27 protein-coding genes are annotated in these 26,792 nt (G+C 65.2%); 2 read left to right on the forward strand and 25 right to left on the reverse strand.

Going from position 1 to position 26,792, the window contains the following annotated elements; all coding sequences use genetic code 11:
• Positions 1–14 precede the first annotated feature (14 nt).
• From WKR98_RS02950 to WKR98_RS03035, 18 genes are all read right to left on the reverse strand, one after another.
• A complete protein-coding gene (locus WKR98_RS02950; RefSeq protein WP_341432001.1) occupies positions 15–1,352 on the reverse strand; it encodes an acetamidase/formamidase family protein in 1,338 nt (445 codons plus the stop codon).
• Positions 1,353–1,449: 97 nt separating this feature from the next.
• A complete protein-coding gene (locus WKR98_RS02955) occupies positions 1,450–1,707 on the reverse strand; it encodes a SemiSWEET family sugar transporter (RefSeq protein WP_341432002.1) in 258 nt (85 codons plus the stop codon).
• A 6-nt stretch (positions 1,708–1,713) separates the two neighbouring features.
• The gene (locus WKR98_RS02960; protein WP_341432003.1) at positions 1,714–2,742 is read right to left on the reverse strand and encodes a 2Fe-2S iron-sulfur cluster-binding protein; all 1,029 of its coding nucleotides are present in this window, start codon (positions 2,740–2,742) and stop codon (positions 1,714–1,716) included.
• Entirely contained in the window at positions 2,723–3,046 is a 324-nt protein-coding gene (locus WKR98_RS02965) for a non-heme iron oxygenase ferredoxin subunit (protein ID WP_341432004.1), read from the reverse strand. The genes WKR98_RS02960 and WKR98_RS02965 overlap by 20 nt, the downstream gene beginning before the upstream one ends.
• Before the next feature lie 80 nt (positions 3,047–3,126).
• A complete protein-coding gene (locus tag WKR98_RS02970; RefSeq protein WP_341432006.1) occupies positions 3,127–4,383 on the reverse strand; it encodes a styrene monooxygenase/indole monooxygenase family protein in 1,257 nt (418 codons plus the stop codon).
• Between the two features lie 106 nt (positions 4,384–4,489).
• The gene (locus WKR98_RS02975; protein WP_341432007.1) at positions 4,490–5,149 is read right to left on the reverse strand and encodes a response regulator transcription factor; all 660 of its coding nucleotides are present in this window, start codon (positions 5,147–5,149) and stop codon (positions 4,490–4,492) included.
• Between the two features lie 81 nt (positions 5,150–5,230).
• The gene (locus WKR98_RS02980; protein WP_341432008.1) at positions 5,231–6,196 is read right to left on the reverse strand and encodes a Bug family tripartite tricarboxylate transporter substrate binding protein; all 966 of its coding nucleotides are present in this window, start codon (positions 6,194–6,196) and stop codon (positions 5,231–5,233) included.
• Positions 6,193–6,513 (reverse strand): YciI family protein, encoded by a 321-nt coding sequence (locus WKR98_RS02985; protein ID WP_341432009.1) that lies wholly within the window; start codon positions 6,511–6,513, stop codon positions 6,193–6,195. Before WKR98_RS02985 ends, WKR98_RS02980 begins: the two co-directional genes overlap by 4 nt.
• A gap of 184 nt (positions 6,514–6,697) precedes the next feature.
• Complete coding sequence (locus WKR98_RS02990; RefSeq protein ID WP_341432010.1) at positions 6,698–7,135, reverse strand: GlcG/HbpS family heme-binding protein; 438 nt, start codon at positions 7,133–7,135, stop codon at positions 6,698–6,700.
• Positions 7,136–7,145: 10 nt separating this feature from the next.
• Positions 7,146–8,090, reverse strand: a complete 945-nt coding sequence (locus WKR98_RS02995; protein ID WP_341432011.1) for a catechol 2,3-dioxygenase — start codon at positions 8,088–8,090, stop codon at positions 7,146–7,148.
• A 36-nt stretch (positions 8,091–8,126) separates the two neighbouring features.
• Positions 8,127–9,209 (reverse strand): porin, encoded by a 1,083-nt coding sequence (locus WKR98_RS03000; protein ID WP_341432012.1) that lies wholly within the window; start codon positions 9,207–9,209, stop codon positions 8,127–8,129.
• Between the two features lie 2 nt (positions 9,210–9,211).
• Positions 9,212–9,583 carry a 2Fe-2S iron-sulfur cluster-binding protein gene (locus WKR98_RS03005; RefSeq protein WP_341432013.1) on the reverse strand — a complete coding sequence of 124 codons (372 nt, stop codon included), beginning with the start codon at positions 9,581–9,583 and terminating at the stop codon, positions 9,212–9,214.
• A gap of 5 nt (positions 9,584–9,588) precedes the next feature.
• A complete protein-coding gene (locus WKR98_RS03010; protein ID WP_341432014.1) occupies positions 9,589–10,656 on the reverse strand; it encodes an NADH:ubiquinone reductase (Na(+)-transporting) subunit F in 1,068 nt (355 codons plus the stop codon).
• A gap of 18 nt (positions 10,657–10,674) precedes the next feature.
• The gene (locus WKR98_RS03015; protein WP_341432015.1) at positions 10,675–11,037 is read right to left on the reverse strand and encodes a phenol hydroxylase subunit P4; all 363 of its coding nucleotides are present in this window, start codon (positions 11,035–11,037) and stop codon (positions 10,675–10,677) included.
• A gap of 20 nt (positions 11,038–11,057) precedes the next feature.
• Entirely contained in the window at positions 11,058–12,590 is a 1,533-nt protein-coding gene (locus tag WKR98_RS03020) for an aromatic/alkene/methane monooxygenase hydroxylase/oxygenase subunit alpha (protein ID WP_341432016.1), read from the reverse strand.
• Between the two features lie 44 nt (positions 12,591–12,634).
• Entirely contained in the window at positions 12,635–12,907 is a 273-nt protein-coding gene (locus WKR98_RS03025) for an MmoB/DmpM family protein (protein WP_341432017.1), read from the reverse strand.
• 29 nt (positions 12,908–12,936) lie between these two features.
• Positions 12,937–13,935 carry an aromatic/alkene monooxygenase hydroxylase subunit beta gene (locus WKR98_RS03030; protein WP_341432018.1) on the reverse strand — a complete coding sequence of 333 codons (999 nt, stop codon included), beginning with the start codon at positions 13,933–13,935 and terminating at the stop codon, positions 12,937–12,939.
• A gap of 36 nt (positions 13,936–13,971) precedes the next feature.
• A complete protein-coding gene (locus tag WKR98_RS03035) occupies positions 13,972–14,229 on the reverse strand; it encodes a phenol hydroxylase subunit (RefSeq protein ID WP_124691816.1) in 258 nt (85 codons plus the stop codon).
• Between the two features lie 300 nt (positions 14,230–14,529).
• On the opposite strand from WKR98_RS03035, the gene WKR98_RS03040 reads away from it, so the two are divergent.
• Both WKR98_RS03040 and WKR98_RS03045 read left to right on the forward strand, forming a co-directional pair.
• Positions 14,530–16,278 (forward strand): AIPR family protein, encoded by a 1,749-nt coding sequence (locus tag WKR98_RS03040; protein WP_341432019.1) that lies wholly within the window; start codon positions 14,530–14,532, stop codon positions 16,276–16,278.
• A gap of 258 nt (positions 16,279–16,536) precedes the next feature.
• The gene (locus tag WKR98_RS03045; protein WP_341432020.1) at positions 16,537–18,279 is read left to right on the forward strand and encodes an ABC transporter ATP-binding protein; all 1,743 of its coding nucleotides are present in this window, start codon (positions 16,537–16,539) and stop codon (positions 18,277–18,279) included.
• Here the strand turns inward: WKR98_RS03045 and WKR98_RS03050 are convergent.
• The 7 genes from WKR98_RS03050 to argH all read right to left on the reverse strand — a co-directional run bounded on the left by WKR98_RS03050 (position 18,276) and on the right by argH (position 26,684).
• Positions 18,276–20,735 (reverse strand): TonB-dependent receptor, encoded by a 2,460-nt coding sequence (locus WKR98_RS03050; protein WP_341432021.1) that lies wholly within the window; start codon positions 20,733–20,735, stop codon positions 18,276–18,278. The genes WKR98_RS03045 and WKR98_RS03050 overlap by 4 nt on opposite strands.
• Positions 20,736–20,828: 93 nt before the next feature.
• The gene (locus tag WKR98_RS03055; protein ID WP_341432022.1) at positions 20,829–21,851 is read right to left on the reverse strand and encodes a FecR family protein; all 1,023 of its coding nucleotides are present in this window, start codon (positions 21,849–21,851) and stop codon (positions 20,829–20,831) included.
• Positions 21,852–21,865: 14 nt separating this feature from the next.
• Entirely contained in the window at positions 21,866–22,342 is a 477-nt protein-coding gene (locus WKR98_RS03060; protein WP_341432023.1) for an RNA polymerase sigma factor, read from the reverse strand.
• A gap of 122 nt (positions 22,343–22,464) precedes the next feature.
• The gene (locus WKR98_RS03065) at positions 22,465–23,304 is read right to left on the reverse strand and encodes a DUF817 domain-containing protein (protein WP_445936088.1); all 840 of its coding nucleotides are present in this window, start codon (positions 23,302–23,304) and stop codon (positions 22,465–22,467) included.
• Between the two features lie 100 nt (positions 23,305–23,404).
• Complete coding sequence (locus WKR98_RS03070; protein WP_341432024.1) at positions 23,405–24,205, reverse strand: aspartate/glutamate racemase family protein; 801 nt, start codon at positions 24,203–24,205, stop codon at positions 23,405–23,407.
• Entirely contained in the window at positions 24,163–25,125 is a 963-nt protein-coding gene (locus tag WKR98_RS03075) for a Bug family tripartite tricarboxylate transporter substrate binding protein (protein WP_341432025.1), read from the reverse strand. Before WKR98_RS03075 ends, WKR98_RS03070 begins: the two co-directional genes overlap by 43 nt.
• 47 nt (positions 25,126–25,172) lie before the next feature.
• Positions 25,173–26,684, reverse strand: coding sequence for an argininosuccinate lyase (gene argH, locus WKR98_RS03080; RefSeq protein ID WP_341432026.1), 1,512 nt, complete (start codon positions 26,682–26,684; stop codon positions 25,173–25,175).
• Between the last annotated feature and the right edge of the window lie 108 nt (positions 26,685–26,792).

The following is a 26,792-nucleotide window of genomic DNA, read 5'->3' on the forward strand; positions in this document are numbered from 1 at the left end:
GGATATCTGGCTTCTCAAGCCTCGATTCCATATTGCTGCCTGACCAGGTGCCCGATGCCCATGCGGTCGAGCACGTCCAGCGGACACAGGAAGGTCACGCGCACCACGCCCGGCAGCCGGCTGATCTCGATCGAACCGGCGATCGTGGCGCGGTTCAGAATCTCGTCATAAGGCAGTCCCGTCGCCTTGGCGGCGCGCGCCAGGCCGACCTTGGTCGCTTCGTTCAGCGTCGTGCCCGAGCCGATGAAGGTGATGGGACCATTGCGTTCGATCTGCTTCTGGCCGAACTGCCGCGCCAGAGCTTCCACGTGGGCGCGCTGCGCCGCGTTCATGGGCCGCGCCATGGGCGGCAGGTCGTCGGGGCGCTGGAGCAGGATGGGGCCGTCCAGCTCCAGTCCCTTGACGACCTCGACCCGCACCTCGACCTCGCCCGACACGTCGGTGGCGTGGCCGGCGATCTCGCCGTTGCCCTGCTGCGCGTGCATGTCGCCCATGTACAGCCCGGCGCCGGGCACCTTCACCGGGCAGATCAGGATGGCGCCTTCGCGCACGCTGTTGGTGTCCATGTGGCCGTCGGTCTTGTGCCGGTCGAGCTCTTCCTGGCTCATCGCGAAGCGGTGCGGCGCGCCGATCAGGAAGGCGCCGAAATCGCCCGCATTGTGCGAGTCCGGCAGGTCCGCCGACGGCATGGTGCCGATGTTGCCCAGGAAAGGCTGCATGTGCGCGGCCACCCCCGGCATGTCGGCGCGCGCCAGCGACAGGATGGAATGCTGCTCGGACGCGCCCGGCAGCGCGGCCAGCTCGTGCGGGGCGCGGGCGATGCGCTCGGCCGCCTCGCGGTCCAGGGTCAGCGACACGCGGTTTTCCTTGTCCAGCACGATGACGTAGCCGTTGGCGAAGCGGAAGGCGTTGACCTCGGCGCCGCACACGTCGCAGTGGATGGCGTCGCCGCCTATGCCTTCGACGTGGCTGGCCGGGCTGGGCGTGCCACAGGCCGAACAGAGCTTGGCCACGAACGGGTCGCCCAGGTAGCGGCCCTCGACGAAGGACATCACGCCCGACGACGTGGCGCGGGACACCACGTCGCACCGCAGAATCCGGACCGCCAGCGCGTCGCCCACGGCCGCGCCTTCGACCGCCACGGGCTGCGTCACTTCATGGCCGCCCTGGAAGAGCGGGGTGATCATGGGCCCCCAGCAGCCGGGCGGCGTGCCCGAGGTGATGCGGCCGCCGTCGCGCACGGGGCCGAGCATGGGCAGGCTGGGGCCGATCACGCCGCGCGTGTAGCGATCGACATGAAGATGTTCGACCGCCTGCGGGGCCGACGGGGACGTGGACGCTTGCGCGCTCATGACTGCGATCCTTTGTTCGTCAATGGTGAGCCAAGCTTAGGCCGACGGCCGAGGCCGAAGAATCCGGTCGGCCATCTAAGCGGCTACGGGAAAACATCTATCGCGCTTCGAGCCACCACTTCATGGCGATGACCGCCAGCGCCTGCGCCAGCACCGCACCGTTGGCCAGGATCATGGGCACGGAGCCGATGGCGGCGCCGTACACCAGCCACAGCACCAGGCCCAGGACGAACAGGGCGTACATCGCATAGGAGATGTCAGCCGCCGACCGCGTGCGCCAGATCTTGATCAGCTGCGGCATGAACGACAGCGTGGTCAGGATGGCGGCGACCGTCCCCAGGAGATCGATGGACATGACGGCTCAGAAATAGCGGTCGTAGTGCAGCCGTTCCGGCGGCACCTGGTAGCCGTCGCGCAGCAGGGCCTCGGCGCTCTCTATCATCGCGGGCGGGCCGGCCAGGTAGATCTCGCAATCGGCCAGCCTGCCGCCCAGAACCTCGCCCACCAGTTGGTGGACGAAGCCGCGGTGGCCCGGCCACTCGCCGCTCTCGTCCGCCGACACCGACGCGTGGTAGGTGATGCGTTCGCCATAGCCGGGCAGTTCGCGCAGCAGGGACTCGCCGCAGACATCGCGCGGCGTACGGGCGCCGTAGAAGAAACGCAGCTTGCGCCCCGGCGGCGTCAACAGGGCAAAACCGCGCGCCACCGAGATCATGGGCGCGAGCCCCGACCCACCGGCGATACAAACCACGTCGCGTTCGACCTGCGAGCGCAGGTATGCCATGCCATAGGGCCCATCGAGCCCGATGGCCGCGCCCGCCGACAGCGCGAACAACGCGCCCGTGGCAGCGCCATCGGCCACGCGCCGCACCTGGAAATGCCACTCGCCCGCGTCGTTGGCGAGATTGGACATGGAATAGGCGCGCGCGCCCTGGACTCCCGGCAGCGTGAGCAATGCGTACTGGCCGGCCAGGAAATCGGCGCCGTCCTGCGCGCGAAAGCGGAACTCGGTGATGTCGTGGGTCAGCGGAACCGCGGCCAGCAGGATCGCCTGCCGCCGCCGGGGCGCGATGACGGGTTTCGCCGCCTCGTCCAGCCGCAGCTTGACCACGCAGTCGCCCACCGGGCGAGACTGGCACGCCAGCCACCGTCCCTTGGCACGGTCGCGCGCGCTCAGGCCCGGCGCGTTCTCGCGCAGTGCGGCCACTTCGCCTTCCAGCAATTCGAACTTGCAGGTGCCGCAGGCGCCCACGCCGCACTCGTAGGGAATGCCCAGCCCGGCCCGCAGCCCGGCGCCCAGCAGCGTGTCGTCCGGCGCGCAAGCGTAGGCCGCCTCGCAGGACGGGATGGCGATGCGCATCGCGCGCTGCTCAGTCGTCGATGCGGACATGCACGCTCCCGTCCCGGATCACGACCGGGTAGACCTTCAAGGCGATCCTGCAGGGCGCGCCCGTGGGCTTGCCGGTGCGTATGTCGAAGGTGCCCTGGTGGAAAGGACATTCGATGTCGCCACCGTCGATCTCCCCCTCGCACAGCGACGCTTCGCCGTGGGTACAGCGGTCGTCGGTCACGAAGAATTCGCCTTCCAGGTTGTAGACGGCCAGGGCCGGCAGGCCCTCGACCTCGGTTCGCCGCGCCGTATTGGGCGCGACCTCGTCCGTGCCGCACAGGAAGCGCAGCGTTGCTTGTGTCATCGTCGTCATCGTGTTGCCGGCGGCCGGCCTGGCCGCCGCTCTGTGGTTATGCCGGTTTCATCAAACCCGCGATCGGATGGTCAGGCTGCATGCTGCACCCGCTGGGCGACGAACTGGCGCGCGGCTTCCACGTCCTCGATCCATGGCCAGTAGCCGCGGGGCGCCTCGAAGCAGCGCATGAAGTCGTCGGCCACCGCCCGGTGCTGCGAGGCCGCCCCCAGCACCGTCATGGCGGCTTCGCCCGGGGGCTCCAGCAGCAGACTGGTGAAGGCCGTGGTGTACGAGGCCGAGACATCCCAGAAGCTGTCGAAGCTGTGCGCCATCCAAGCCGCGTCCCAGGATTCGGACTCGTCCATGCAGCGCAGGAGATGCTCGGCCATGCGCGACGCGTTGTTCGCCCCCTGGACCGCGATCGGATCGTTCAGGCAGACCGCGTCGCCCACGCCCATGACCACCCGTCCGGACGGCAGCCGGCCCACCGGTTTGCGGATGGTGGGCGTGAAGGCGCCCCTGGACCAGGCGTTGGGATCGGTCAGGCGGGCGTCGTCGAAATGGCAGGCGTCTTCCGGAGCGAACTCCTGCACCACCTGGCGCGCGACCTCCAGCAGCGTGGCGCCATCGGCGGCATCGCCGAAGCGGTCCATGGGGCCGCCCGGCCGCGCCTCGAACAGGAAACTGCGGCACTCGCCCGCGGTATGTGTATAGAAGGGCATCGAGAAGAACTCGCCCACGCCCGCGACGAAGTTGAAGCGCAGCGGGCGGAAATCGGCTTTGGGCCAGGGGCGGTCGCCCATCAGCCTGGAGCCTCGCAGCAGCAACGCCGCCAGGTGGCGCGGCGGAGTCTCATGCCGGCTGCGCGCCGCGTCGCGCTCGAACAGCGCATTGACGGGCCCCTTGCCCGAGGCTACGAACACCAGGTCGTGCCCGGCGGCGATCTCTTCCAGATCGTCCACCGTCAAGGTGCGTATCATCAGCGCGCCGCCGCGCTTGCCGAACTCCTGCATCCAGCGCGCGAACTTGGAGCGCTGGTCGACGGCGTTGCCCCGTTTGTCCAGCAGTTGGCCGGCCACCGTCAGCATTGACTTGCCGTGCGGATCGCGGAAATCCATCAGCATGCCCTCGCCGACCGGCGCGTCTTCTTCCCAGAAGTTCAATCCCAGGTGGCGCTCCCATTCCAGGGTCTGGTTGAACAGGAAGGCCGCGCTCTGGATACGGCTATTCAGCAATTGCTCCGCGGTGCGGTCGCTGAACAGCGTCACGCGATGTCCACGATCCAGCAGGCCGAATGCGAGGTGCAACCCGCACTGCCCGGCCCCGATAATCGCTATCTTCTTCATGTTCGCCAGTCTCCCTGCACGATGGGACTAGCTTAGAAGGCGAGGCCCCGCGGGTAAATTCGTTCGCTCACCTAGGGTAATAAGGGAGAGCCCGTATTCCGGGAGGTCAGGGCTTGCCGCTCAGGCCGCTTTCGGCCACGCCCAGCTTCACCAGCTCGGCCAGGGAATGGGTGCCGAGCTTCTCGCGGATGTGGGCACGGTGCACTTCCACCGTCTTGTAGCTGATGTCGAGCTCGGCCGCGATAACCTTGGAGGCCTTGCCTTCGACCAGGCGGTCGAACACCTCGCGTTCGCGGGACGACAGCAGTTCCAGCAGGCTGCGCGTGCTGGCCCGCCGGCTGGCCTCGGCATGCTGCGTCACCGACACTTGCAGCGCCGCCTGGACCTTGTCCAGCAGCGCCTGATCGTTGTAGGGTTTTTCCAGGAAATCGTAGGCGCCGCCCTTCATCGCGCGCACCGTCATCGGCACGTCGCCGTGGGCGCTCAGGAAGATGACGGGCAGATGGAAACCGCGCGCCGCCAGCGCATCCTGGACGTCGAACCCGCCCATGTAGGGCATCCGCACGTCCAGCAACATACAGCCGCACTGGTCGGGATTGGCCGTGTCCAGGAACTCGCGCCCGTTCGAATAGACGTGCACGTCCATGCCCACCGACTCCAGCAGCCATTTCAACGACGTGCGCACGCCCGCATCGTCGTCGACCACGTAGACGACGGGATTGACGGAGGTCGCGCTGCGCGCACGGTCGTGTTCAAGCTGCATCATTTCTCGGCCGATCTCATGAAAACTCAGGAGAACGATATGCGCTGTGCGCACGACCGCGCAATAGGCATTTGTCCGCCGGCGCTACGTGGCAATGCGCACCGTGCCCGCCGCGAACAGCTTCTTCCAGCGCGCATCCTCGCTGCGCAGATAGCGTTCGAAAGCCGCTCCGTCCATGTCGTCGGGCTGCCCACCCAGCCGCAGCAGGGCTTCGACCGCCTCGTCGCGCTTGATCACCTGGCGCACCGCGCCGGCCAGCCGCTCGACCACCGGCGCCGGCGTACCCTTGGGCGCCGCCAGGCCGAACCACGACGTCAGGTCGTACTCCGGCACCCCCGCCTCCACCATCGTCGGCACCTCGGGCGCGCCCGGCGAGCGCACCGCCGTGGTCACCGCCAGCGCACGCAGCTTGCCCGCCTGGATGTTGGGCAGCGCGCTGATCAGGCTGTCGAACATGAAGGCCAGCGTACCGGTCTGCATGTCCACCTGCGCCTGCGCCGTGCCCTTGTAGGGCACGTGTGTCACCTTGATTCCCGCCAGCCCGCCGAACAGCTCGCCCGCAAGATGGCTGGCCGAACCTATGCCCGCCGAGCCGTAGTTCAACTGCCCCGGCCGCGAGCGCGCGTACGCCACCAGCTCGGGCACCGTCTTCACCGGCAGCGACGGGTGCACGACCAGCACGTTACCCACGCCCGTGATGCGGGTGACGGGGGCGAAATCGTTCACCAGGTTGTAGTTGGCCTCGGCCGGGTTGATGATGGGATTGAGCACGTCGGCGAAGGCGCACAGCAGCAGCGTATGGCCGTCGGCCGGCGCGCTCTTGACCGCCCGGGTCGCCAGCGCGCCGCCAGCGCCGGGGCGGTTCTCCACCACCACCTGCTGGCCCAGGCTGTCGCTCAGCAGGCGCGCGACCAGGCGCGCGCACGTGTCCGCCGGACCGCCCGCGGCGAAGCCCACGAGAATGCGGATCGGTTTGTCGGGAAAGGCCGCCAGCGCGGGCAGGGCGAGCGTGGCCAGAGAGGCGAGGCCGAAGGCGCGGCGGGTGATCATGACGAAGACTCCTGGCCCAGGAAGTGCGTGTTGACGCGGCGCACGACCATGCGGCGATAGACGCCGGCCCGCGCGTAGGGGTCCGCGTCGGCCCAGGCCTGGGCCTCGTCCATCGAATCGAAGGCAGCCACCAGCAGGCTGCCGCAGTAGTCACCCTGCCCCGTGTCCGAGTCCCATAAAGGGCCCGACACGGCCACACGGCCCTGGGCGGCCAGTTCCGCGCGGCGGCGGATGTGCGCGTCGCGCAGGGGCGCGCGCAGCGCCTCGCTGCGGTCCACGTCCTCGGCGTACATCAGATAGAGCGCGCGGCCGGTCATGGGAACCGGACCGAAGAAAGGCTGGGGATTCTGGGCATGATCGAGCAAAGTCCGAAAAATGGAACATTCCGTTTTGAACAGTGGATGAATGTTATTCGGACTATGAAAGAAATTGATCGCCTTTGGTCCGATATATGGACCAAAGGCGATCAGGCAAACCCGGACCTCGTTGACTCGGCGGCGCTCAGGCCGATGCCATGCCCAGCACGCCGCAGGCGGCCCGCGCGCAGGCCATGTCCTGTTCCTCGCTTCCGCCCGACACGCCTATGCCGCCCACCAGCTCGCCTTCGTCGACCAGCGGAAAGCCGCCGCCGAAACCCGCGAACCGGGGCCGGGCCGGCAGGCCCTGGCGCACCGCCGGGGAATGCCCTTTCAGCGCTTCGTCCCAGGCCCCGGTAGGCAGCCGGAAGCCGGCCGCCGTGTAGGCCTTGTCGACCGCGATGTCGGCAGAATGCAGGAACGCGCCGGGCATGCGCAGGAAGCCCAGCAGCACGCCGCTGGCGTCGACCACCGCTACGTTGATGCATAGTCCTTGCCGCGCGGCGGCGTCCACCGCCGCATCCAGCGCCGCGCGCACGGCCTCCAGGGTCAGTGCCCGGGTCGGGCGGGTCCAGCTGGTCATGCTTGTCTCCTCAGGTAAATACGCTCAGGAATTTCTCGTTCAGCTTGCGGTCGTGATAGAAGATGCCCGTGCCCAGCTGGTCGTCGGTCCAGGTAATGACCGGCTTGTCCGGATACCAGGTGTAGCCGCCCGAGAACACTTCGTTGCGATTGCCGCTGGGATCGAAGAAATACACCGTCTCGCCCCGCGTGATGCCATGCCGCGTCGGGCCGATGTCCAGCGACACCCGGCGCTTGGAAATGATGTCGGCCGCCTTCAGCACCTCGCCCCAGTTGTCCAGCAGGAAGGACACGTGGTGCAGCTTGTTCTTGACCGGCTGGCGGATGAAGGCCACGTCGTGCGCCTTGTTCGAACAGCTGAGAAAGGCGCCGATCATCAGCTTGCCACCGTCGGCCATCACCTGTTCCGACAGCCCGAAGCCCAGCACCTCGGTGAACAGCTTGTAAGCGCCGTCCAGGTCGTCGCCGTAAAGCAGGCAATGGTCGAAGGAACGGGGGGCCATGCCCTTCAGGTCGTCGGGCCACGGATCCGGGTTCTGGTAGCCGGTGGCGCAGCCCGTTGCCTCGCGATAGGCGTACAGCTCCATCACGTGGCCGGTGGGGATGGTGAAGCGGAAACGCTTGCCGGTCCTGGGATGTTCGCCGGCCTCGATCCAGCTCATGTCGGTGGCCAGCCCGCTGGCCTGCACATCGGCCGACAATTTCTCCAGCGTCGCTTCCGAATCCACCTTCCAGCCCATGTAGTCCATGCCGGACTCGTCGGCCTCGCGCAGCACGATACTGTGGTGATCCGATTCGTCCCAGCCTTTCAGGAACACGCGCGGGCTGCCGTCGGTGGCCTGGTCGCGCATGACTTCCGCCAGGCCTATGGTGTCCACGTAATGCCGCACCGCCGGCTCGAGTTCGAGCACGCGTATGCAGACATGTCCGGGACGCAGCACTCCGGTTATTGCCATGTGAGTCTCCTTCGGGTGTGCAAAAGATGGTCGGGGTCAGAACATGTGGCGCATGCCCACGCGCACCAGGGTCTGGGTCTTGCCGTCGGACGGGCCGTTCATGCCGGCGATCCAGGCAGTGGCGCCGGGCGCGCCGCCGGCGCGCTGGTAGACCAGGGCCGCGTAGGCATCGGTGCGCTTGGACAGCGCGTAGCCCAGCGTGGCGCTGGCCTGGTGGGCATGCACCTTGTTGAGGGTGGCGTTGGCCCACTGGTATTGGTAATCCAGCAGCAGCGTGGTGCTGGCCGCCACCGGCAGGGTCGTGCCGACCTGCGCCACCTGCACCGACCCGCCGGTGAAGGTGTTGCGCGTGTTGGTGTACAGCGCGTTCAACACGGCGGCGCCGAGCTGGTACCGGCCGCCCAGACCCCAGGTGCGGATGCCGTCGTTGCCGTTGTTGATGGCCGGATTGCGCGCATCGGTAATGGCTGCCGTCAACGCGAAGGGGCCGCGCGCATAGGACAGGCCGGCGCTATAGGTGCGGCCCTGCCCCGTGCTGCCCGGCTGTTCGCCGAAGCCGTACAGCGCGCCGAAAGTGAAGCCGCTGTAGTTGGCGCTGGTGAACTTCACCGAATTGTCGACCCGCTTGGCGCCGGCCACGCCGTCGAAGTCCATCGCCCCGCCCGGCATGCCGGGCACGCCCAGTCCGCCGAAGGGTCCCAGCCGCAAGTTGTAGAGGCCGATCATCGGGAAGGACGGCCCGTAGCGGCCCGGCCCCAGCATGTCGAAGCTGAAGTCGTACTGCTTGCCCAGGGTCAACGTGCCCCAGGACGGCGAACTCAGGCCGACGTAGGCCTGGCGGCCGAACAACGGTCCGACGCTGGCGCCGTTGTCGGCGGCGAACTGGCCTTCCAGCGTGAACACCGCCTTCATGTCGCCGCCCAGCGCCTCGCTGCCGCGCAGGCCGAACAGGTTGGGCGACAGCAGGCCCGTGTCCATGGACCAGGAACTGTGGCCGCCGTAGTTGGACAGGTAGTTCACGCCGGCATCGATGATGCCGTACAGCGTGGTGGTGCTTTGCGCCATGGCCGGGGTGGCGCAGGTCAGTGCCAGGGGAAGCAGGAGTCTCGCGGTTTTCATCGTTATGGTTGCTCGTCGGAGGTTGAAATGGGACGCCCCTCCTCCAGGACGTCCCGGGAAAGATGCCGGGTCATGCAGCGTCGCATGCGGTCCAGCGCCTGGATCTCGATGTCGCCGCGCGGCATGACGCGGCAGGCCAGCACCACGCCCGCCGCCTCTTCCTCGGCGCTGACGCAGCCGCGGCTCATCTTGGCGGCCAGGTAGGCGCCGCGCACGATACGGCTCTTGCAGACGCCGCAGCCGCCGCCGCGGCAGCCCACCGGAATGCCCTTGCGGCCCAATGTCTCCATGCCGGCCAGCAGGGTCTGCGACGGCGCGCAGCGGTAGCGTTCGCCGGTATCCAGGATGTGGACCTCGTGGGTGTCCGCGCTCATGGGATTCAGATCGCCTTGAACAACGGACTGCGGCGGCCTTCCTGCGCTTGCGCCGCGGTCAGGAATTTCTCGACGTGGATGTCGCGCTCGAAAAGGCGGCCCTGCATCAGCGTCGCGATGCAGGCCTCGATCATGGGCGGCGGCCCGCACAGATAGGCCTTGTGGCCGCGGAAATCCGCGCGCCCGTCCTGGCCCGCGTACAGCCGCGCCAGCACCTCGTGCACGAAGCCGGTCTCGCACCGCCCTGCCCCGTCGTGCGCATCGGACAGCGCCGGCACGTAGCGGAAGTTGGCGTGCTTCGCGGCCAATTCCTCGAACCAGTCCGAGCAATACAACTCGCCCGCGTGGCGCGCGCCGTGAACCAGCGTGATGGGCTGCTGGCAGCCCTCGGCCAGCAGCTCGGCAATCATCGACTTGGGGCTGGACAGCCCCGACCCGCCGGCCAGGAAGATCATCGGCATCTGCGCCGACTTGCGCACGTAGAAGCGCCCGAACGGCGCCGACAGCGGCAGGCACTCGCCCTCGCGCAGGTGCTCGTGGATGTAGCCCGTGGCCGCGCCGCCCTCGACCTTGCGCACGTGCAGCTCCACCACGTTCTCGCCCGGCGCGTTGGCCAGCGAGAACGCGCGCCGGCCTTCCACGCCGGGCACCGCCAGGTTGGCGTACTGCCCGGCCTGGAAGCGCACCGGCCGGTCGGTGCGCAGCCACACCCCCTTGATGGTGGGCGTCAGATCGCGCAGCGCCACCACCTCGCCCACGTAGTCCTCCAGCGGCAGGTACTGCGCGTCGGGCTCCTCGTCGACGTCGGCCTCGATCATCAGGTCGGCCTCGGGCATGGCGCAGCAGGCCAGGCAATGCCCCTCGTCCCGCTCGAAATCCATCAGCGCGAAACTGCTGGACGCGCCGTGGTCCACCTCCCCTTCCTGCACCTGCACCTTGCAGGTGCCGCACAGCCCGTGGCCGCAGGCATGCGGCAGCCAGATGCCGCTGCGCAGGCAGGCGTCCAGCACGGTCTGGCCGGGCTCGATGTCTATGGTCTGCCCCAGCGGCTCGATGGTGAGTTGGTACCTCATGTGCTGCTCCTACGTATCCTACGAATGGCTGCCGCCTATGCCGTCCAGGCCCGGCGTGCGCAGGCGTATGGCGGACTTGTGCACCAGGCCGTTGTCGGCCAGGCTCCTGGCCGGATCCGGCTTCCACGGCTGGCCGCCGTGCTCCCACTGCGCCGCCGACCAATCGATGCGGGCGAAATCGGGATGGGCGCCATAAATACCGGGCAGCACCTCGTCGACCAGCGCCGCGAAAGGCATGTCCGGCGGCACCGGCAGGCACACCGGCGAGCAGAACATCATGTGGCCGTCCCAGTTGATGTACAGCAGCCGGTTGCCGCCGAACTTGTCCTCGGTATCCTGGACGGGGCCGGCATAGCCGGGTTCGAGCGCGATGACAGGCATGTTCGTCTCCTAGAGTTTGCTTACGCGACCTGCTTTTCCGGCGTGTCGCCGCCGGTCCAGCGGTCCCAGTTGCGCCGGTCGGCCGAGGTGTCGAAATCGCCGTTGTCCTCGCCCGCCTTCAGGTGGTACCAGTCCAGCACCTCGGGCACCGTGGCGCCGCCGCAGTTGCCCTGGAAGATCTGGTGCACCGGCAGCCAGGCCTGCACGTACTTCTCGGGTTCGCCCTCGAACACGTCCTTGCAGCCGTCCGAGCAAAAGTGGTACTTCATGCCGTGATAGGTGGTCTCGCGCATGCAGATGCGCGTCGGATCGTCCGGCTCGGTGAAGGCCATCGGGATCTGGCAGATCTGGCACAGCATCGGCAGCGCGTTGTTGTAGAAGCGCTTGCCGTCCTGCGCTTCGCGGTCCCAATGGTCCAGGCGCGGGCGGTACAGGCGGTCGAAGCTGGCCGGGTACTTCTCCGACAGCCAGGCCATCTCGTCCGGCCGCGGAATCCAGGTGTGGATCGCCGCCGCGTGGGTGTAGTTGTAGAAAATGCCCCAGGCCTGGTGCGAGATGTGGTCCTTCTCCTTGCGCGCCTGCTCGTGGTACTTGGGCATGCGGATGCCATAGCGCGCCAGGTCCTGGAACAGCGCGCCGCCGTTTTTCTCGAAATAGATCTCCCAGGCTTCCGACCACGACATCACGCGCTTGGGCAGCATGTAGTCCATCATCATCGCCACCAGCGTCAACAGCCGATAGCCGCGCCAGAACCACTTGTCTATCCACTTCTGCACGATGGGCAGGTTGTCCGGATCCTGTTCCAGCAGGAACTTCACGATCTCCAGCCCCAGCGTCATGTGACGCGACTCGTCGCTTTGCGCCGAGAAACCGAACGTGACCGTGGCCATGTCGCCGTTGAACGCCGCGCCGCTCATGAACGGCATGAACAGCAGATTCGTCAGCACGTACTCGAACGAAAACGAGATCGCCGTCACGAACTCGAACGGCCCCGCCGACATCGCATCGTCGAAATACGACTTCGGCACCGACAGATACCAGACCCGGTCGTGCATGTGCTTGAAGTCATGCAGACCGTTGAAATACTTGTTGTAGTGGCTGATCGTATGGATCTGCGTCTGCGAATGCCGCAGTTCGTCGATCGACTGCATCTGGCACGCGATGCGCGCCCCCACCCCGCGGAAATTGCGGCCCGCCATCGCATAGCCCCGGTGCGCCGCGTACTCCAGCGGGCTCACCCCTTGCAGGAACAGCTTGATCGCATTGATGTAGCGCGCGTCGGTCACGTTGAATTGGCCGTTGTTCTGCGCGAAGGCATCGATGATCGCGTACAGCTTGCGCTCCTTCTCGCCCTGGAACTTCCAGTACGCGTCCATCGTCAGGCGGAACGGGTCCTCCCACTTGTCCCAGTCGTGCACCTTGATGCCCTCGAACCTGTCGTAGGGGAACACCTTGTCCATCGGCTGGTAGCTGGTTTCCCAGCCCAGGTCGCGGGTCAACAGCGCGTAGCGCTCCTTCAGGCCCAGCTTGCGCGCGGGCGTCGATGTGGTCATGTGCGTCTCCGTTTCTTGCTTGATGGGGAATGGCGTTTGGGGGCCTAGCGATGCCAGGCCAGCGTGAACTCGTCGTCCGTCTCGTCGATGTTTCCCGACAGCGAAATCAGGTTCACGTGCAGCTCCTGCAAATCCCAGTCGCGGCCCAGCCGCTCTTCCACCGAGGCGCGCCGGATCACCAGCGAATCCGGCGCGTCGATCTTCACCATGGCCGGGAAGTCCTGGCGCTGCGCGCGCGGGTTGTCCTCCAGGATCGCGTCGATGATGCTGCGGGTGTCGTCATTGGCCTGAAAGGCGATGAATACGTTTTGAGACATGGCGGTTCCTTGCTTGATAAAGGTTCGGGTCACACGGCGACCTGGCACTTCGCGGCGCGCTGGCGCAGCGCCGACACCGCCTCGTCCAACTGCGCGGCACCTTGCGCGCCAAAGGCAACGGCCGCCCACGGCGCCAGCGTCTCCTTGCCCCGCGCCACCCAGTCCTTCACCCACCCGGACAACAACGCCGCGTTCTCCGGCGATTCCTCGGCCGCCGTCTTCATGCAGGCATCCACCCAGCGCAGGTTCTCGCCATGCCAGTCGCGCATGAACTCCACGCTCATCCCGAAACCATTGCCCGTGGCCGCCGACAACTCCCGCTCCAGCGCCTGGAACACCAGCGGATACACCAGCCCGTCCAGCACCAGGTCCTGCGCCACGAACACCTCGAACCAGTCCTTCGTCACGAACAGGTTCTCCATCTCGCGCCGCAGCCCCTGCCATTCCGGCGAGCCCAGCCAATGCTGCTTCGCCCGCGCCAGCGACGCGCCCTGATTGCCATCCAGCAACAGCCCGATGCGGCTCAGGTACTGCGCCAGCCCCAGCCGGTCCATGCTCTGGTACTGCGCCGCCTGCGTGATCGCCGCGCCATACCCATAGGCCGTCACATAGCAGTTGTTCATATTCGCGCCCCACTCGTAGTGACGCAGCGGCAGCACCAGCTCCTCGATACGCTGCCGCACCTCGCCCGGCGCCTCGCGCAGCAGGCCGCGCCTGTCCACGAACTCCAGCGCGCTTTCCTGCGCCTCCTGCTGCCGCGCGCGGGCCTGCGTGTACGTGCCGTAGTAGTAATGGCGCGGATCCTTGAACGCGTACCAATCCCGCATCACCACCGCCGTGCGGCGCGTGTCGTATAGCTCGAACCCCGGCTCCCACAACGGCCGGTAGTGGAAATTCACCTCCGGCTGCAGGTCATAGGTCGCCTCTTGATAGCGCGACGCCGGCTTGTCCGCGCCGAAGCGGCGCGCGATATGGGAAAACGTCTGGCGAATCGGACGGATGTCGGAAGTCTTGATATCGACTTGCATGGCTGGGTCTCGTCGGAAGGGAAAAAGGGAAGGCGGCTACTCGGCCACGCCGGGCGATCCGTAGCGCCACTTCATACGCTCCAGGTCCAGGCGGGCCGCTTCTTCCGCGCCCACCATCCGCACGCGGTTGCGGCGGCAGAACTCCTGGAATTGGGGAAACTCCAGCACCAGCTCCACGGCCAGCTCCGGATCGCCTATCGAGAACTCGAACTCGACGTAGCGGCTTTCCAGCAGACCCAGGACGCGGACATAGCGGGAGGGATGCGGTGGTATGCCGGCGGCGGTTGCATCCATGGGCGTGTCTCCATGGGGCGTGATGCCCTCGTTGATTTCATGACTTGGCGCAGCGGGGACTGCGGTGGTGTCATGAGAAGTGCAACGGGCGTGCCAGCGGCGGCAAGTGATTGATTTGGTGGGGGATTTTTTTACGCGAGGCCAGGGGTGCGGGGTTTCCTGGATGCGGAAAAGGGGAAATGCTGCGGTGCAGCTTTATGAAATGGTGAAGGTCGGCCAGAACTTTGCGCTCTCCCCAGGTATTTCGCATATAGAACAATTCAACCGGCGTATTCGAGTTTTGTGTACTATTGGTTACAAATGAAAGCCGTATACACCAACGAAAGGCCAAAAGTGAAAGCTAGCGTAAAAGACCCGTCGACTCTGGCAGACATCATTGACTCAGTGAACGAGCTCGGACTTAGAGCCGGCATTTCCAAACACCGCGCTTTTACTGCTTGGTTTGCAATTAATATGCACGATCTGGATGAGGACGACGCGTTGAGTTCGGCCGCCATGGACGGCGGCAATGACCAAGGAATCGATTTAGTATTTGCGGACGATTCAACCCGTACCATTTACGTTATCCAGGGACACTGCGGCGACAACCATACAAAAGTTACCCCTAAAAGCAAATGGAGTGATGTGGTTTCGACCATTCCCTTTTTTGAAGATACTCGCTCTCTGCGAGAAGTGGGAAGGCATGAGCTTGCGGATCAAATCGATTCAATTAAGACGGAAAATAGCGATTACACCATCGCCTTTGGCTTAATTAGCCTTGGAAGAAAAAACGTTACCATCACCAAAACGGTGGATGCCACTCGTCAGTCAAAGACCTTCAACAAATACCAGTACTTCTATCTAGCTCAAGAAAACGTCAAGGAGCAGTACGACGCTCTTATTGAATCTGAACGCGGCATTGCAGAAGACCAACTGGCTTTTTCGGGAAATATTATCGAAGACACCGGAGAATATGGGCGGGCTTGGATAGGCAATGTATCGGCTAAAGAACTAATTCGCCTTCACAGAACTTATTCGAATCAATTATTTGCAGGGAATGTCCGGCTTTTCTTAGGAACTCGAAAAGGTGGAATCAACGAACAAATAATAAAAACAGCAAATGAAACTCCAGGATTATTTTGGGCCTTAAACAATGGAGTTTCCATCATTGCGGATACTGCCACTAACAGCAAGAAAATAAAGAATTCATTGACACTTCGTCGATTCAGCATTGTCAATGGCTGCCAAACCACAAATGCCCTTAGCCAAGCAAATGCCAGCGATGACTGTAAGGTATTGGTTCGCGTTATCGCAGCCAAAGACTCGGTGAAGAACGATGTGGTGCGCTTCAACAATTCGCAAAATGCCATCAAAATTTGGACGGTGCGCGCTGTCGATAGCACACAAGAGCGCCTTCGCCGCGAATTAGGCGTAATTGGCTTAGACTATGCGCCAAAACAATCGGGAAGCCGACGACGTCGAGACAAATCGAAAATTATTGAACTTGATCGGTTGGCCCAATATTTGGCAGCTCAAAGAAATGATTTTTTGATTCAAGCCATTGACAATAAGGCTGAACTCTTCGATCAACCTTATTCTCAAATATTTTACCCACAAATCTCAGCTGCTGATATTTTACTAACTTGGCAATTGGGTAACATTTGCGAAGAAAAACGAATAGAGCAATTGCGAGCGCTTGGAAAATCTGCACCAACCGGCGGTCTCCTAGCCGTTACGGCCACCTTCTGGATTATTTTCACCGCGTCAAAGATTATTTCTAAACTTTCCGACATTCATTCCCCTCACATAACCCTCGAAAAAATAAACACCGATAATTTTCGCGCTGCTTTAGGAAAAATCGCAGATACAGCGATCGAAATCTATTACCTGCAAGCGGTGGACACTTACCAAGGAGGAAAAGAGTTCGGAACATACAAGTCGACCCTTCGATCAACAAGATTTTTGCAGCAACTCGAACCAAAAATTGATTTTAAGGTCGCTCAGTTGCCAACGATGAAAACCAACCGGCCGCCGATTCTAGAAAACGTTGCCAAAAACATTAAGCCGTGATTTAGACCATGCGAACGACGAGACAGTTGAAAGAATTGATTCGATCCCTCTGATGATTTACTTGGTAAAATGGCATCATAAAGATCTTTCTCCTTAGAGACGGCGAGTCCATTAGCGCTGACTGCAATCCCTACCCTTCGTTACTCACCAAATTTTGAATCTGCTAGATGCATCAACTGCGTCGAAAGCAAATTCGAGAAACATTGACCCAAAGATCATCCACCGAGTCACTATTGGCAAAAGAGTAGTTGTCTTCACGTGACGAAATCAGACTTTCCTCCCCAGCCGCCTACCCTCGGCCTAGGCACAGCCGCCCGCGACCTCTACCGCGCCCTCTGGCGCCACGCAGCCGGCGTCCGCCCCCACCTGCTCGGCGCCGCCGGCCTGCTCTCAGCAGCCCAGCTACTCCGCCTGACCATGCCCTGGCTGGCCGCCCAAGCCATCAACGCCCTACAGCAAGGCGACATGGCAACAGCCGGCCGCTGGATCGCCTACCTCGTCGGCGTCTATCTCCTGTCCTGGCTCCTCCACGGTCCCGGCCGCATCCTTGAACGCAACGTAGGCGTCCGGGTCCGTGAACGCCTGGCCGACCAACTCTACGCCCGCATTGCCGCCGCACCCCTAGCTTGGCGCGACGGCCGGCACTCCGGCGAACTCCAGCACCGCGTCGTCCAATCCAGCCGCGCCCTGTCCGACTTCGCCCAGAACCAATTCGGCTACCTGCAAAGCGCCTTCAACTTCGTCGGCCCGCTGGCCGCCCTGGCTCTGCTCTCGCGCACCAGCGGCACCATCGCCATCACCGGCTACGTCATCATCGCCCTGATCATCATGCGCTTCGACCGGGCGCTGATGCAGCTTGCCCGCGCCGAGAACGACGCCGAGCGCCGCTATGCCGCCGCGCTACTGGACTTCATCGGCAACGCCGGCACGGTGATCGGCCTACGGCTGCAATCAGCCTCGCGCAAGGTGCTCGGCCGCCGCATGCAGGCAGTGATGGCGCCGCTGCGCCGTGCGGTGATGGTCACGGAAGGCAAGTGGTTCACCGTGGACATCCTCGGCATGGGGCTCACCTGGATACTGGTAGTGGTCTACGTGCTGCAATCGCGGCAGCCCGGGCAGGCGGTGATGCTGGGCACGGTCTTCATGATCTACCAGTACGCCCAGCAGGCCGCGACGGTGGTGGGCGCGATGGCGTCGAATTTCCAGAGTTTCGCGCGCATGCACACGGACTACGGCAGCGCCGAACCGATCTGGGAAGCGCCCGGCAATCCCGATGCGGCGGTGCCGGCCGTGGCGCCCGATGCGCCGTGGCAGTCACTGGAGCTGCGCGGCGCCATCTGGCGCTATGCCGACGACGCGCGCGGCGGATTGCATGGGATCGATCTGCTGCTGCGGCGAGGATCGCGGGTGGCGTTGATCGGCCCGAGCGGAGGCGGCAAGAGTACGTTGCTGCGCATGCTGGCCGGCCTTTATCCGCCGCAGCAGGGCGAACTGTTGCGCGACGGTCTGGCGGTGGATTGGGCCGAACTGCGCACCTTGGCGACGCTGATCCCGCAGGAGGCCGAAGTATTCGAAGCCACCGTGGAGGAGAACCTTACCTTCGGCGAGCCGGCCGATGCGGCGGCGCTGCAATCGGCCGTGCATGCGGGGGTGTTCGACGAGGTGCTGCAGCGGCTGCCCGAGGGTTTGGCGAGTCCGCTGAACGAACGTGGCGGCAATCTTTCGGGTGGTCAGCGGCAGCGGCTGGCCCTGTCCCGCGGCGCGCTGGCGGCGCAGGGAAGTTCGCTGCTGCTATTGGACGAGCCCACCAGCGCACTCGACCCGCAGGCCGAGGGCCGGGTGTTCGACCGCATGGTGGCCGCCTTCCCGTCGGCCTGCATCGTTGCCTCGGTGCATCGGCCCGGCCTGCTGGCGCGGTTCGACACCGTTGTCGTGATGGAGGCCGGCAAGGTGGTCGATGCCGGCCCGCGTGACGAGGTGCTGGCCAGGCGCAATCCCTAGAAGTCGATGGTGGCCGACAGCACGACCGCGCGCGGCAGGCCGAGATAGGCGGATTGCCAGGTACCTATCGTCCAATAGCGTTTGTCGAAGGCGTTCTCGAGCATCGCCCGGAAGGTCACGTTGCGGTCCATGACCCGGGTAGCCCAGCGCGCGCCGAAGTCGAAGCGGGTCCAGCCCGATACGCGCGTGGCGTTGGTGCCGTCGGCGTACACCGAACCGGTATGGATGGCGGCGGCGGTCAAGGTGACGCCGGCCAGCGCGGGCACGTCCCACTCCAGCCCGACGTTGGCGGTCATGCGCGGAACGCCCACGGGATCCTTGCCCGTCGTGGCCGCGGAGTTGGTCCGGGTCATCTCCGTATCCATCCACGCCAGGCCGCCCAGCACCCGCAAGCCGGGCGTCACTTCGCCCCAGGCGTTCAACTCCACGCCGCGATGCCGCTGTTCGCCGTTCGCCTCGTAGCGATTGGTGGCCGGGTCGAGCAAGCCGCTGGGTTTGCGGATCTGGAACAGGCTGACGGATGTCGCCAGGCGCCCCCAGTCGCGCTTGATGCCGACTTCGGCCTGGCGGGTTTTCAGGGGCTTTAGGACTTGTCCGGCATTGGCCACGCCATCCGGCGCGGTGCCGCCCTGGGCCAGTCCTTCGACGTAGTTGGCGTACAGCGAAACGTTGTCCCAGGGTTTGACGACGATGCCTGCCAGTGGCGTGACGGCGGATTCGTCGTACTGGCCGGCGGTGGCCGGGAAGTTCTGCACCTTGACCTGTTGGTGGCGCAGCCCCAGCGTCAGCAGGATGCGGTCATCCACGAAACCCAGCGTGTCGGCGAAGCCGATGCTGCGCAATCGGGTTTGCGATGCCGGCTGCGCGGCCACACCGGGGATGCCGTCCGGCTTGGGGTAGATGACGGGGTCGTAGATGTTCGACTCGAACGTCGCCACCGATGTCGAGAAACCATAGGCAACGTCGCGCTTCAGGGTGTTCGCGCTGAGCGCCCAGCGATGCGAGACCGGCCCGGTCCGCAGGCGCCCGCGCAGGCCGGCCTCGGCCGAGGTCGTATGCAGGTCGAAGGCGGAGGCCGCTGCGTTCTGCGTGGTGTCGCCGTCGGCCGACATCAGGTAGATGTTGCCCCCTATTCCGCCGTGCCAGCCGCGGGAGCGGCCGATCGCGGCATAGGCCGTCGCGTCGTCGGCCAGGTCGTATTCAACGCGGGCCGCCAGGGTTTCGTCGCCGCTGCGCAGATAGCTCCAGGGCTGGCCGAAGTTCGTGGCGCCGGCAGGCGCCGGCAGCGACACGCCGGGCGTCACGGCGAAGCTGCTCAGGACGGTGCGTACCGCGTGGCCCCGGTGCGACTGCTTGACGTAGTCCAGCGACGCGCGCAGCCGCTGCCCGCGATAGTCCAGCGCGACGGCGCCCATGCCCATCTGTTCGTCCTGGTGGTCCCGGGCGGTATCGCCCCGCCGCAGAACGCCGTTGACCCGCACGCCGAACTCGCCGTCGGCGCCGAACCGGCGGCCCACGTCGGCGTGCAGGCCGATGCGCGAATCCGAGAAGTAGCCGGTCGTGAGCCGCGTCAACGGCGCGTCGTCCGCGCGCTTGGCCAGGATGTTCACGGCCCCGCCCGCCGCGCCGCTGGGCGACATGCCGCTCAGCATCGCGCCCGGCCCCTTGAGCACTTCGATGCGATCCATGAATTCCGCCGCGCTGCGATATTGCGCAAGCAGTCCAGGCAGGCCATTGAAGGCGATCTCATCGGTGGCCAGGTCGAAGCCGCGGATGCGCAGCGTGTCGGTCGAATCGCCCTCGCCGCCCACCACCCGCACCGACGCATCGTTGCGGGCCAGGAAGGAGGCCACGCTGCGGGGCAGTTGATCTTCGACGGCCTGCGCGGTGTAGCTGACGACGTTGAAGGGCGTATCCATGAAATCGGTGTCGCCCAAGAGGCCGAGACCCCCGCCGCGCGCCACCAGGCCGCCGGCATAGGCGGGCGGACGCTCGCCGGCCATGACATCGGCGCGTGCCGTCACCGTCACGGCCGGCAGGGTCGTGACGGCATCCGATCCGCGCACCACCGTCATCGCCGAGGCGCCGCTGCGCACGGCAACCAGGCCCGAGCCTTCCAGGGCATGCCGCAGCGCCTGCTCCAGGGTCAGGGCCCCATTCAGCGCGGGTGCCAGGCGGCCGTCCAATAACCCGGCCTCGCCGCCGATGGAAACACCGAACTGCCGGGACAGCGCGGCCAGCGTCCTGGCCAGGGGCTGGGCGGGCAGCGACAGATCGACAGGCGTCGAGGCGAGCGCGGGCTGGGGCTGGGCCCGGACAGCCCCGGCCGGCAGCAGGCCCGTGGCGCCGACGGCGCAGGTCAGGAGAAGCGGAGCCATGGCCACGCAATGGCGGCCATGGCGGCTGCGCCGGGCGGCGAACAGCCGGAAGAATTGGAAAGCGTCGTGTGCGGTCATGGTGGAAGAACTGAACGTGTCATGCAGAAGACACGCCACGGCGCGTTTACCCCCCTCCCCACTTGCAACAAAAGGCAACTTCGCCGACAGGAATCAACCGCGCGCCCGGATCTCGATACCCTGCTCGTCCGCGGGCATCACACGCACGGGCAGCATGTGCGTCAGGCTGTCGAGAAAGGACTGGGGGTCTTTCAGCAGATAGCTGCCGGTCACCCGCATCTCGCGCAGGGCCGCATCCCGCAGGGACAACCTCAAAGGGCGAGACAGGTAGTCATTCCACCGGGACACGACTTCCGGCAGCGGCGTGTCGCGAAAGAACAGCCATCCCTGCCGCCAGCCGCCAACTTCGCCCGGATCCACCGGACGGGGCGAACCGACACCCCGGCTGTCGACGTCGGCAGCCTGGCCCGCCTGCAAGAGAACGGAAGGCGCAGGATCCTCCGCCTGGCCGTTCTCCGCGCCCCACACGGCGACCCGGCCTTCGGCGACCTCCACCCGCATGCGGGCCTCGCGGGTGGAAACCGTGAACACGGTGCCGACCACGCGCACGCGGCCCCAATCCGTTTCCACCCAGAATGGGCGCCCGGCGTCGGACGCCACGGAGAACCGCGCCTCGCCTTCGGTCAACCTGACGGTTCTCCTGGTGCGGAAGAACGTCACCTGGGCCGCGGTGCGCGCGGCCAAGTCCACGCTGCTGCCATCCGGCAGCGCCTGTGTCATCCGTTGGGCGCGTCCGGTTCGCAGCGCGATCTCGTGCACCGGCAGCCGCCATGCCCAGCGACCGCCCACGCCCAACAGCCCCAGGCCCACTCCGACACCGGCCAGGCCAAGCGCGCGGCGCCGCAGGCGCTGCCTCTGCGCCGCGCTGGCGGGCTTGGCGATTTGCGAGCGCAGGGCTCCCGGCTCGGTGGCATTCCAGATACGCTGCGCGGTCAATGCGGCTTCGGCGTGTTCGGACGAGGACTCGCGCCATGTTTGCAGCGCCAGCTCGGCACGCTGGGCGGCGACCGCATCCGCATGATGGATGCGGCCGATCAGGATCAGCGCATGCTCCACCAACTGGCGTGGAGCGCACCGCTCTTCGCGGTCGAACAGGGGGACGGGCTTCGGCGCCATGGCGTGAACGGGTTTCAATCTTCCCCGGGAGCATAGCCCGCGCAGTCGAGCAGCGCGCGGGCCATCTGCCGCTCCACCGTTCGCACGGTCATGTCCATGTGCGCGGCGGTCTGCGCATAGCTCATGCCATGGATGCGCACCAGGATGAACACGTCGCGCCGCCTGGACGGCATGCTCTTCAACAGGGTAAGCAGGCGTTCGAGTTGCTGCCTGGCGCCGACCTCGCGCTCCACCGACGGCCGGCTGTCCTCGCTCACCAGCGCCAGTGTTTCCAGCACCCTTGCCTCGACCGCGCTGCGCAGACGCAATGTCGCCAGGATGTTGCGGCCGGCCTGGTACAGCACCGCGCGGGGCTCGAATACGGAGGCGCCGGTACGCTGCAACGCCAATACCCGGGCATAGGCCTCCTGCACGACATCCGCTGCCGTGTCACCATTTCCCGCCCGGCGGGTGAAATAGCGCAACAGCTCGCGGTAGTAGCGCTCGTGCATAGGAGTGAGTTCGGGTGCGCCGTGGGAAGCGGTGCGCGGAAGCTTTGATGAAAAGTAATTGATTATTATTATTGTTTGAACACGCCTTGCTTGGCAAGTTGCCCGTGGATGCGAACCCGCGCCTACTCCGGCACGTGCACCCTTTCCTTGATGTGCTTCAGATTCGCCACGATCGTGAAGGTCATGATGACCAGCAGCGACCAGGAACTCCATTTGCCCAGGTGCACCGTGGACCACGCGCCAAGCTGGTTGGGATAGGCCCAGACGCCGAAGAACGTGCTGATGTTCTCGGCCAGCCAGATAAAGAAGCCGATCAGTACGAAAGCCAGCAGCAGCGGCATCCGTCGGTCCCGGTCCAGCGGACGGAAGATCACGGTCGTCCGGGCATAAAGGCCCAGCGCGCATGCCGCGATGTACCAGCGGTAGTCGCCGATGAAATGATGCGTGAAGAAGTTGGCGTAGATCAGCAATGCAACGAACCAGGCCATCCAGTACGGGGGATGATGCACCACGCGCAATTCGAACAACCGCCAGGCCTGGATGACGTAGCTTCCCACCGCGGCATACATGAACCCGGCAAAGAGCGGTACGCCCAGGACCTTGGTATAGGCGAAATCCGGATAGGACCAGGACTGGATTCCGCTGGACGTCTTGAACGCCTCCAGCGCAAAGCCGACCAGGTGAAAGACGGTGATCGCCTTGAGTTCGTCCAGGGTTTCGAGCTTGGCCCAGACCATCCAGGCCTGGATCGCCAGCGCGATGGCCAGCAGGGCGTCGTAGCGGGGAATGCCCCACAGGCCTGAACGCGGCACCAGGAAGACCGCGGCGAAGAAGAGTCCGACGAACAGGCAGGCGCGGGCTTCCTTCAGGCCGAAGTACAGGAATTCCAGCAGGAAACGGGAAATGCCCGACAGGCCGGGCCGGTCGTGGCCGAGCAGCAGATGAGCGTCGAGCGCGCTCAGGCGCAGTGACGAAGGGCGGGCTGGAAGGTTCACGTCTCGGCTGAATCGTACGAATCCCACCCGGAATTGTGCCTCAACTACAGGACCGGGCCGGTAGCCATCATGCCAATGCCCGCCAGGCCAACTCGCGGGCGGACAACCGCCCCGGGTCATACAACCGGCATTCAGCCGGCACATCCGCCGTGCGCAATGCAAGCGGGATCTCCGTGCATGCCATTAAAAAGCCCGTCACGCCGGTGCGCTTGCGCATCCGCAGCAACGCGCTGGCGAAGCAGGCTCGCCCCAGCTCGTTGTCACCCGCCTTCACCCCGTCGTAGATGCCTCGCATGACCAGATCGAGCTCTTCCTCGTTCGGCTCGCGGCACGCGATACCCACCCGAGCCAGTGCCTCGGCATAGATGCCCGATTTCACCGTCCCGGCCGTGGACAATAATCCGACTTCCGTCTCGCCTTGTCCAAGCAGATGATCGGCCGTGGCATCGCCAATGTGAAGCAGCGTCATGTCCGGATGCCTGCCCTGCAACTCGGCATGCCACGCATGCGCCGTATTGCACGACATGGCGACCACTCTCGCTCCCAGCGCCCTCAGCCCAGCCATCTGCCCGGACAACGCCTGCAGGACCTGCCCATATTCGCCGTGCGCCCCCAGCAGCGCCGACGTCCTGTCGGGCACCGGCAACTGGAACAGATAGTGAGGCGGGAAGCGCTGGTCGGTCACGCTTGCTCCGCGTTCTTCGATCAGACGCGCGCATTCCTCCAGGAACAGGCCGACGTAGTGCGCGCCCGCGAACGGGCCCATGCCCCCGATGATGCCGACTGGAACCACGTTCGCCTGTCCCTGTGCTGCATGCCGCGCGCTCAGTTCAACTGGATGTTGGCGCGCGAGATGATGTCTTTCCACCGCCGCGTCTCTTCGTTGGAGAGCTTGGCCAGATCCTCGCTGGTCCCGGGGAACGGCAAGGCGCCCTGCTCGGCCAGTTGCGCGGCCATGGCCTTTTCCTTGGCGATGCCGATGATCGTGGCTTCCAGTTTCTTGATGATCTTCGGATCGGTGCCGGAGGGCGCCATCAGGCCGTACCAGGACTCGACCACGGCATCCTTCACGCCGGCTTCAGCCAGTGTGGGCACGTCGGGCGCGGCGGGGCTGCGTTTCTCGCTGGCCATCGCCAGCACGCGCAGCTTGCCCGGCTTGATGTAAGGCAAGACATTCGGCAGGTTGGCGAACATCACATGTACCTGTCCGGCCAGCAGATCGGCAGTGGCGGGACCCGCGCCCCGGTAGGGCACATGCGTGAACTTCGCGCCCGAGCGCAGCATGAAGAGTTCGCCGGTCAGATGGTTGACCGACGCAATGCCGGCGGAAGCCATGTTCAGCTTCCCGGGATTCTTGTTGGCATGGGCGATCAGTTCCTGGACCGTCTTCACCGGCACGTTGGTCGATACCGCCAGCGCGTTCGGCACGGTGGAGAACAAGGCGATGGGCGCGAAATCCTTCTCCGCGTCATAGGGCAGGTCCTTGGACAGCAGCGGCTGGATGGACTGCTGGCCCATGGTGGCCAACAGCAGCGTATAGCCATCGGGCGCCGCCTTGGCGACGATGCCCGCGCCGATGCTGCCGCCCGCGCCGCCCTTGTTCTCGACGATGACGGGCTGGCCCAACACTTCCGACATGCGGTTGGCCAGGATGCGGCCCATCAGGTTGACCGTGCCGCCGGGGGCGAAGGGCACGACCAGCGTAACGGGCTTGTTGGGATAAGTCTGGGCCTGTGCCCCCGGGCAGACACCCAGGGCGATCGCAAATAAGGCGATGGGCTTGAACATGGTTTGTCTCCTGCACATGATTATTAGATGAATGAAGGAATCCGTGCTTACTTCGCTTCGGCGGCGACCAGCGCGCGGATGCGTTCCTGCAACGACTCCCGGGCGTCGTGGATGCGCCCGGCCGTCCGGTCGATGACGGTTCTTTGCTTGTCCAGGCGTGCGCGCTGCTCGCCCAGGCGCTCGAGCACGCGTTGCGGCGCCGGGCCGCCCAGCGACTGACGGGCGGCCACGTTGCGATGCGGGTCCAGGCAGCCGGCCAGGTCGTCCTCGTGCAGCGCGATGCGGCGCCCCAGTTGTTCGCTGGCTGCCGTGGCGATCATCGCGGGGGTGATCTGCCTGGCCGACAAGCCCTGGTCCAGCGCCTGGCGCACGACGGCGCCGATGATGTGGTGCGCATCGCGGAACGAGGTGTCGGCCTTGCGGACCAGCAGGTCGGCCAGGTCGGTTACCGTGGAGAAGTCCTCCGCCGCGCGCAAGGCCATGCGCTCGCGGTTGGGCTCGACCCGCTCCACCAGCAGCTTCATCAGGGTCAGGGCCTTCAGCGCTTCCTCGCAGGCCTCCCAGCAGGTCCGGGTGCTTTCGCGGCTGCTGTCGCCCGAGTGGGTGAAGTGCGTGGACTTCACCGTGGAGAAGGCCGCCGTCGTCAGGCCGATCAGGTGGCCCGCCTTGCCCCGCAGGTTCTCCAGCACCGCCGGGTTCTTCTTCTGCGGCATGATGCTGGACGTGCTGGCGACGCTGTCCGGGAAAGACAGGAAACCGAACTCCGGCGTGGACCAGATATAGAAATCCTGTACCAGGCGGCTGCACGTGATCATCATGATGGACAGCGCCGCGTTCAGCTCCAGCGCGAAATCCCGCGAGGCCACGCCGTCCAGCGCGTTGGCCAGCGGCTGGCTGAAGCCCAGCATGGAGCTGGTCAGCGCCCGGTCGATGGGGAAGGACGTACCGGCCAGCGCGCAGGAACCCAAGGGCGACGCATCCGCCGTATCCAGCGTGTGCAGCACGCGATCGATGTCGCGCGACCACGCATCCACCAGTGCCGACAGGTAATAGCCGTAGGTGATCGGCTGCGCGGCCTGCATGTGCGTGTAGCCGGGCATCACGCAATCGGCGTACCGCTCGGCCTGGTCCAGCGCGGCTTGCGCCAGGCCGATCAACGCCGTGCCGATGCGCATCCCGAAATCCCGCGCCCGGATGCGATCGATGGTCGCGCCCATGTCGTTGCGGCTGCGCGCCGTATGCAGCCGGCCGCCCACGTCCTGGCCCACCAGCTTGATCAGATGGGCCTCGTAGTTGAAATAGGCTTCTTCCCGCGCCGGGTCGAGCTCCACGACCTCGGGACCGTCGGCCTGCATTTTCAGCAGTGCCTTGGCGAGCTGGATGGACGTGCCTTGGTCCAGGATTCCCTGCTCGTCCAGCATCAGCAGATGGGCAAGATTGATCTGGTGCAGCAACTCGAAATTGGCGAAGAACTCCCGGTTCAGGCGCGGCAGGAAAATGAACTCGATCACCTCCTGCGCGAGGGGTTGCTTCAGGCGGGCACTGACTTTGGATTCCATGTTGGGGGCCGGTGATGAATGCAGGAATGCAGTCTCCGTCTCGGCCAGCCCATACGTCAAATCACAGATTGACGGCTTCAAATACAAAAATGATATGCTCGACGCACA

Source organism: Pigmentiphaga sp. YJ18 (genome assembly GCF_038066655.1).
In the GTDB taxonomy this organism is placed as follows: Bacteria; Pseudomonadota; Gammaproteobacteria; order Burkholderiales; family Burkholderiaceae_B; genus Pigmentiphaga.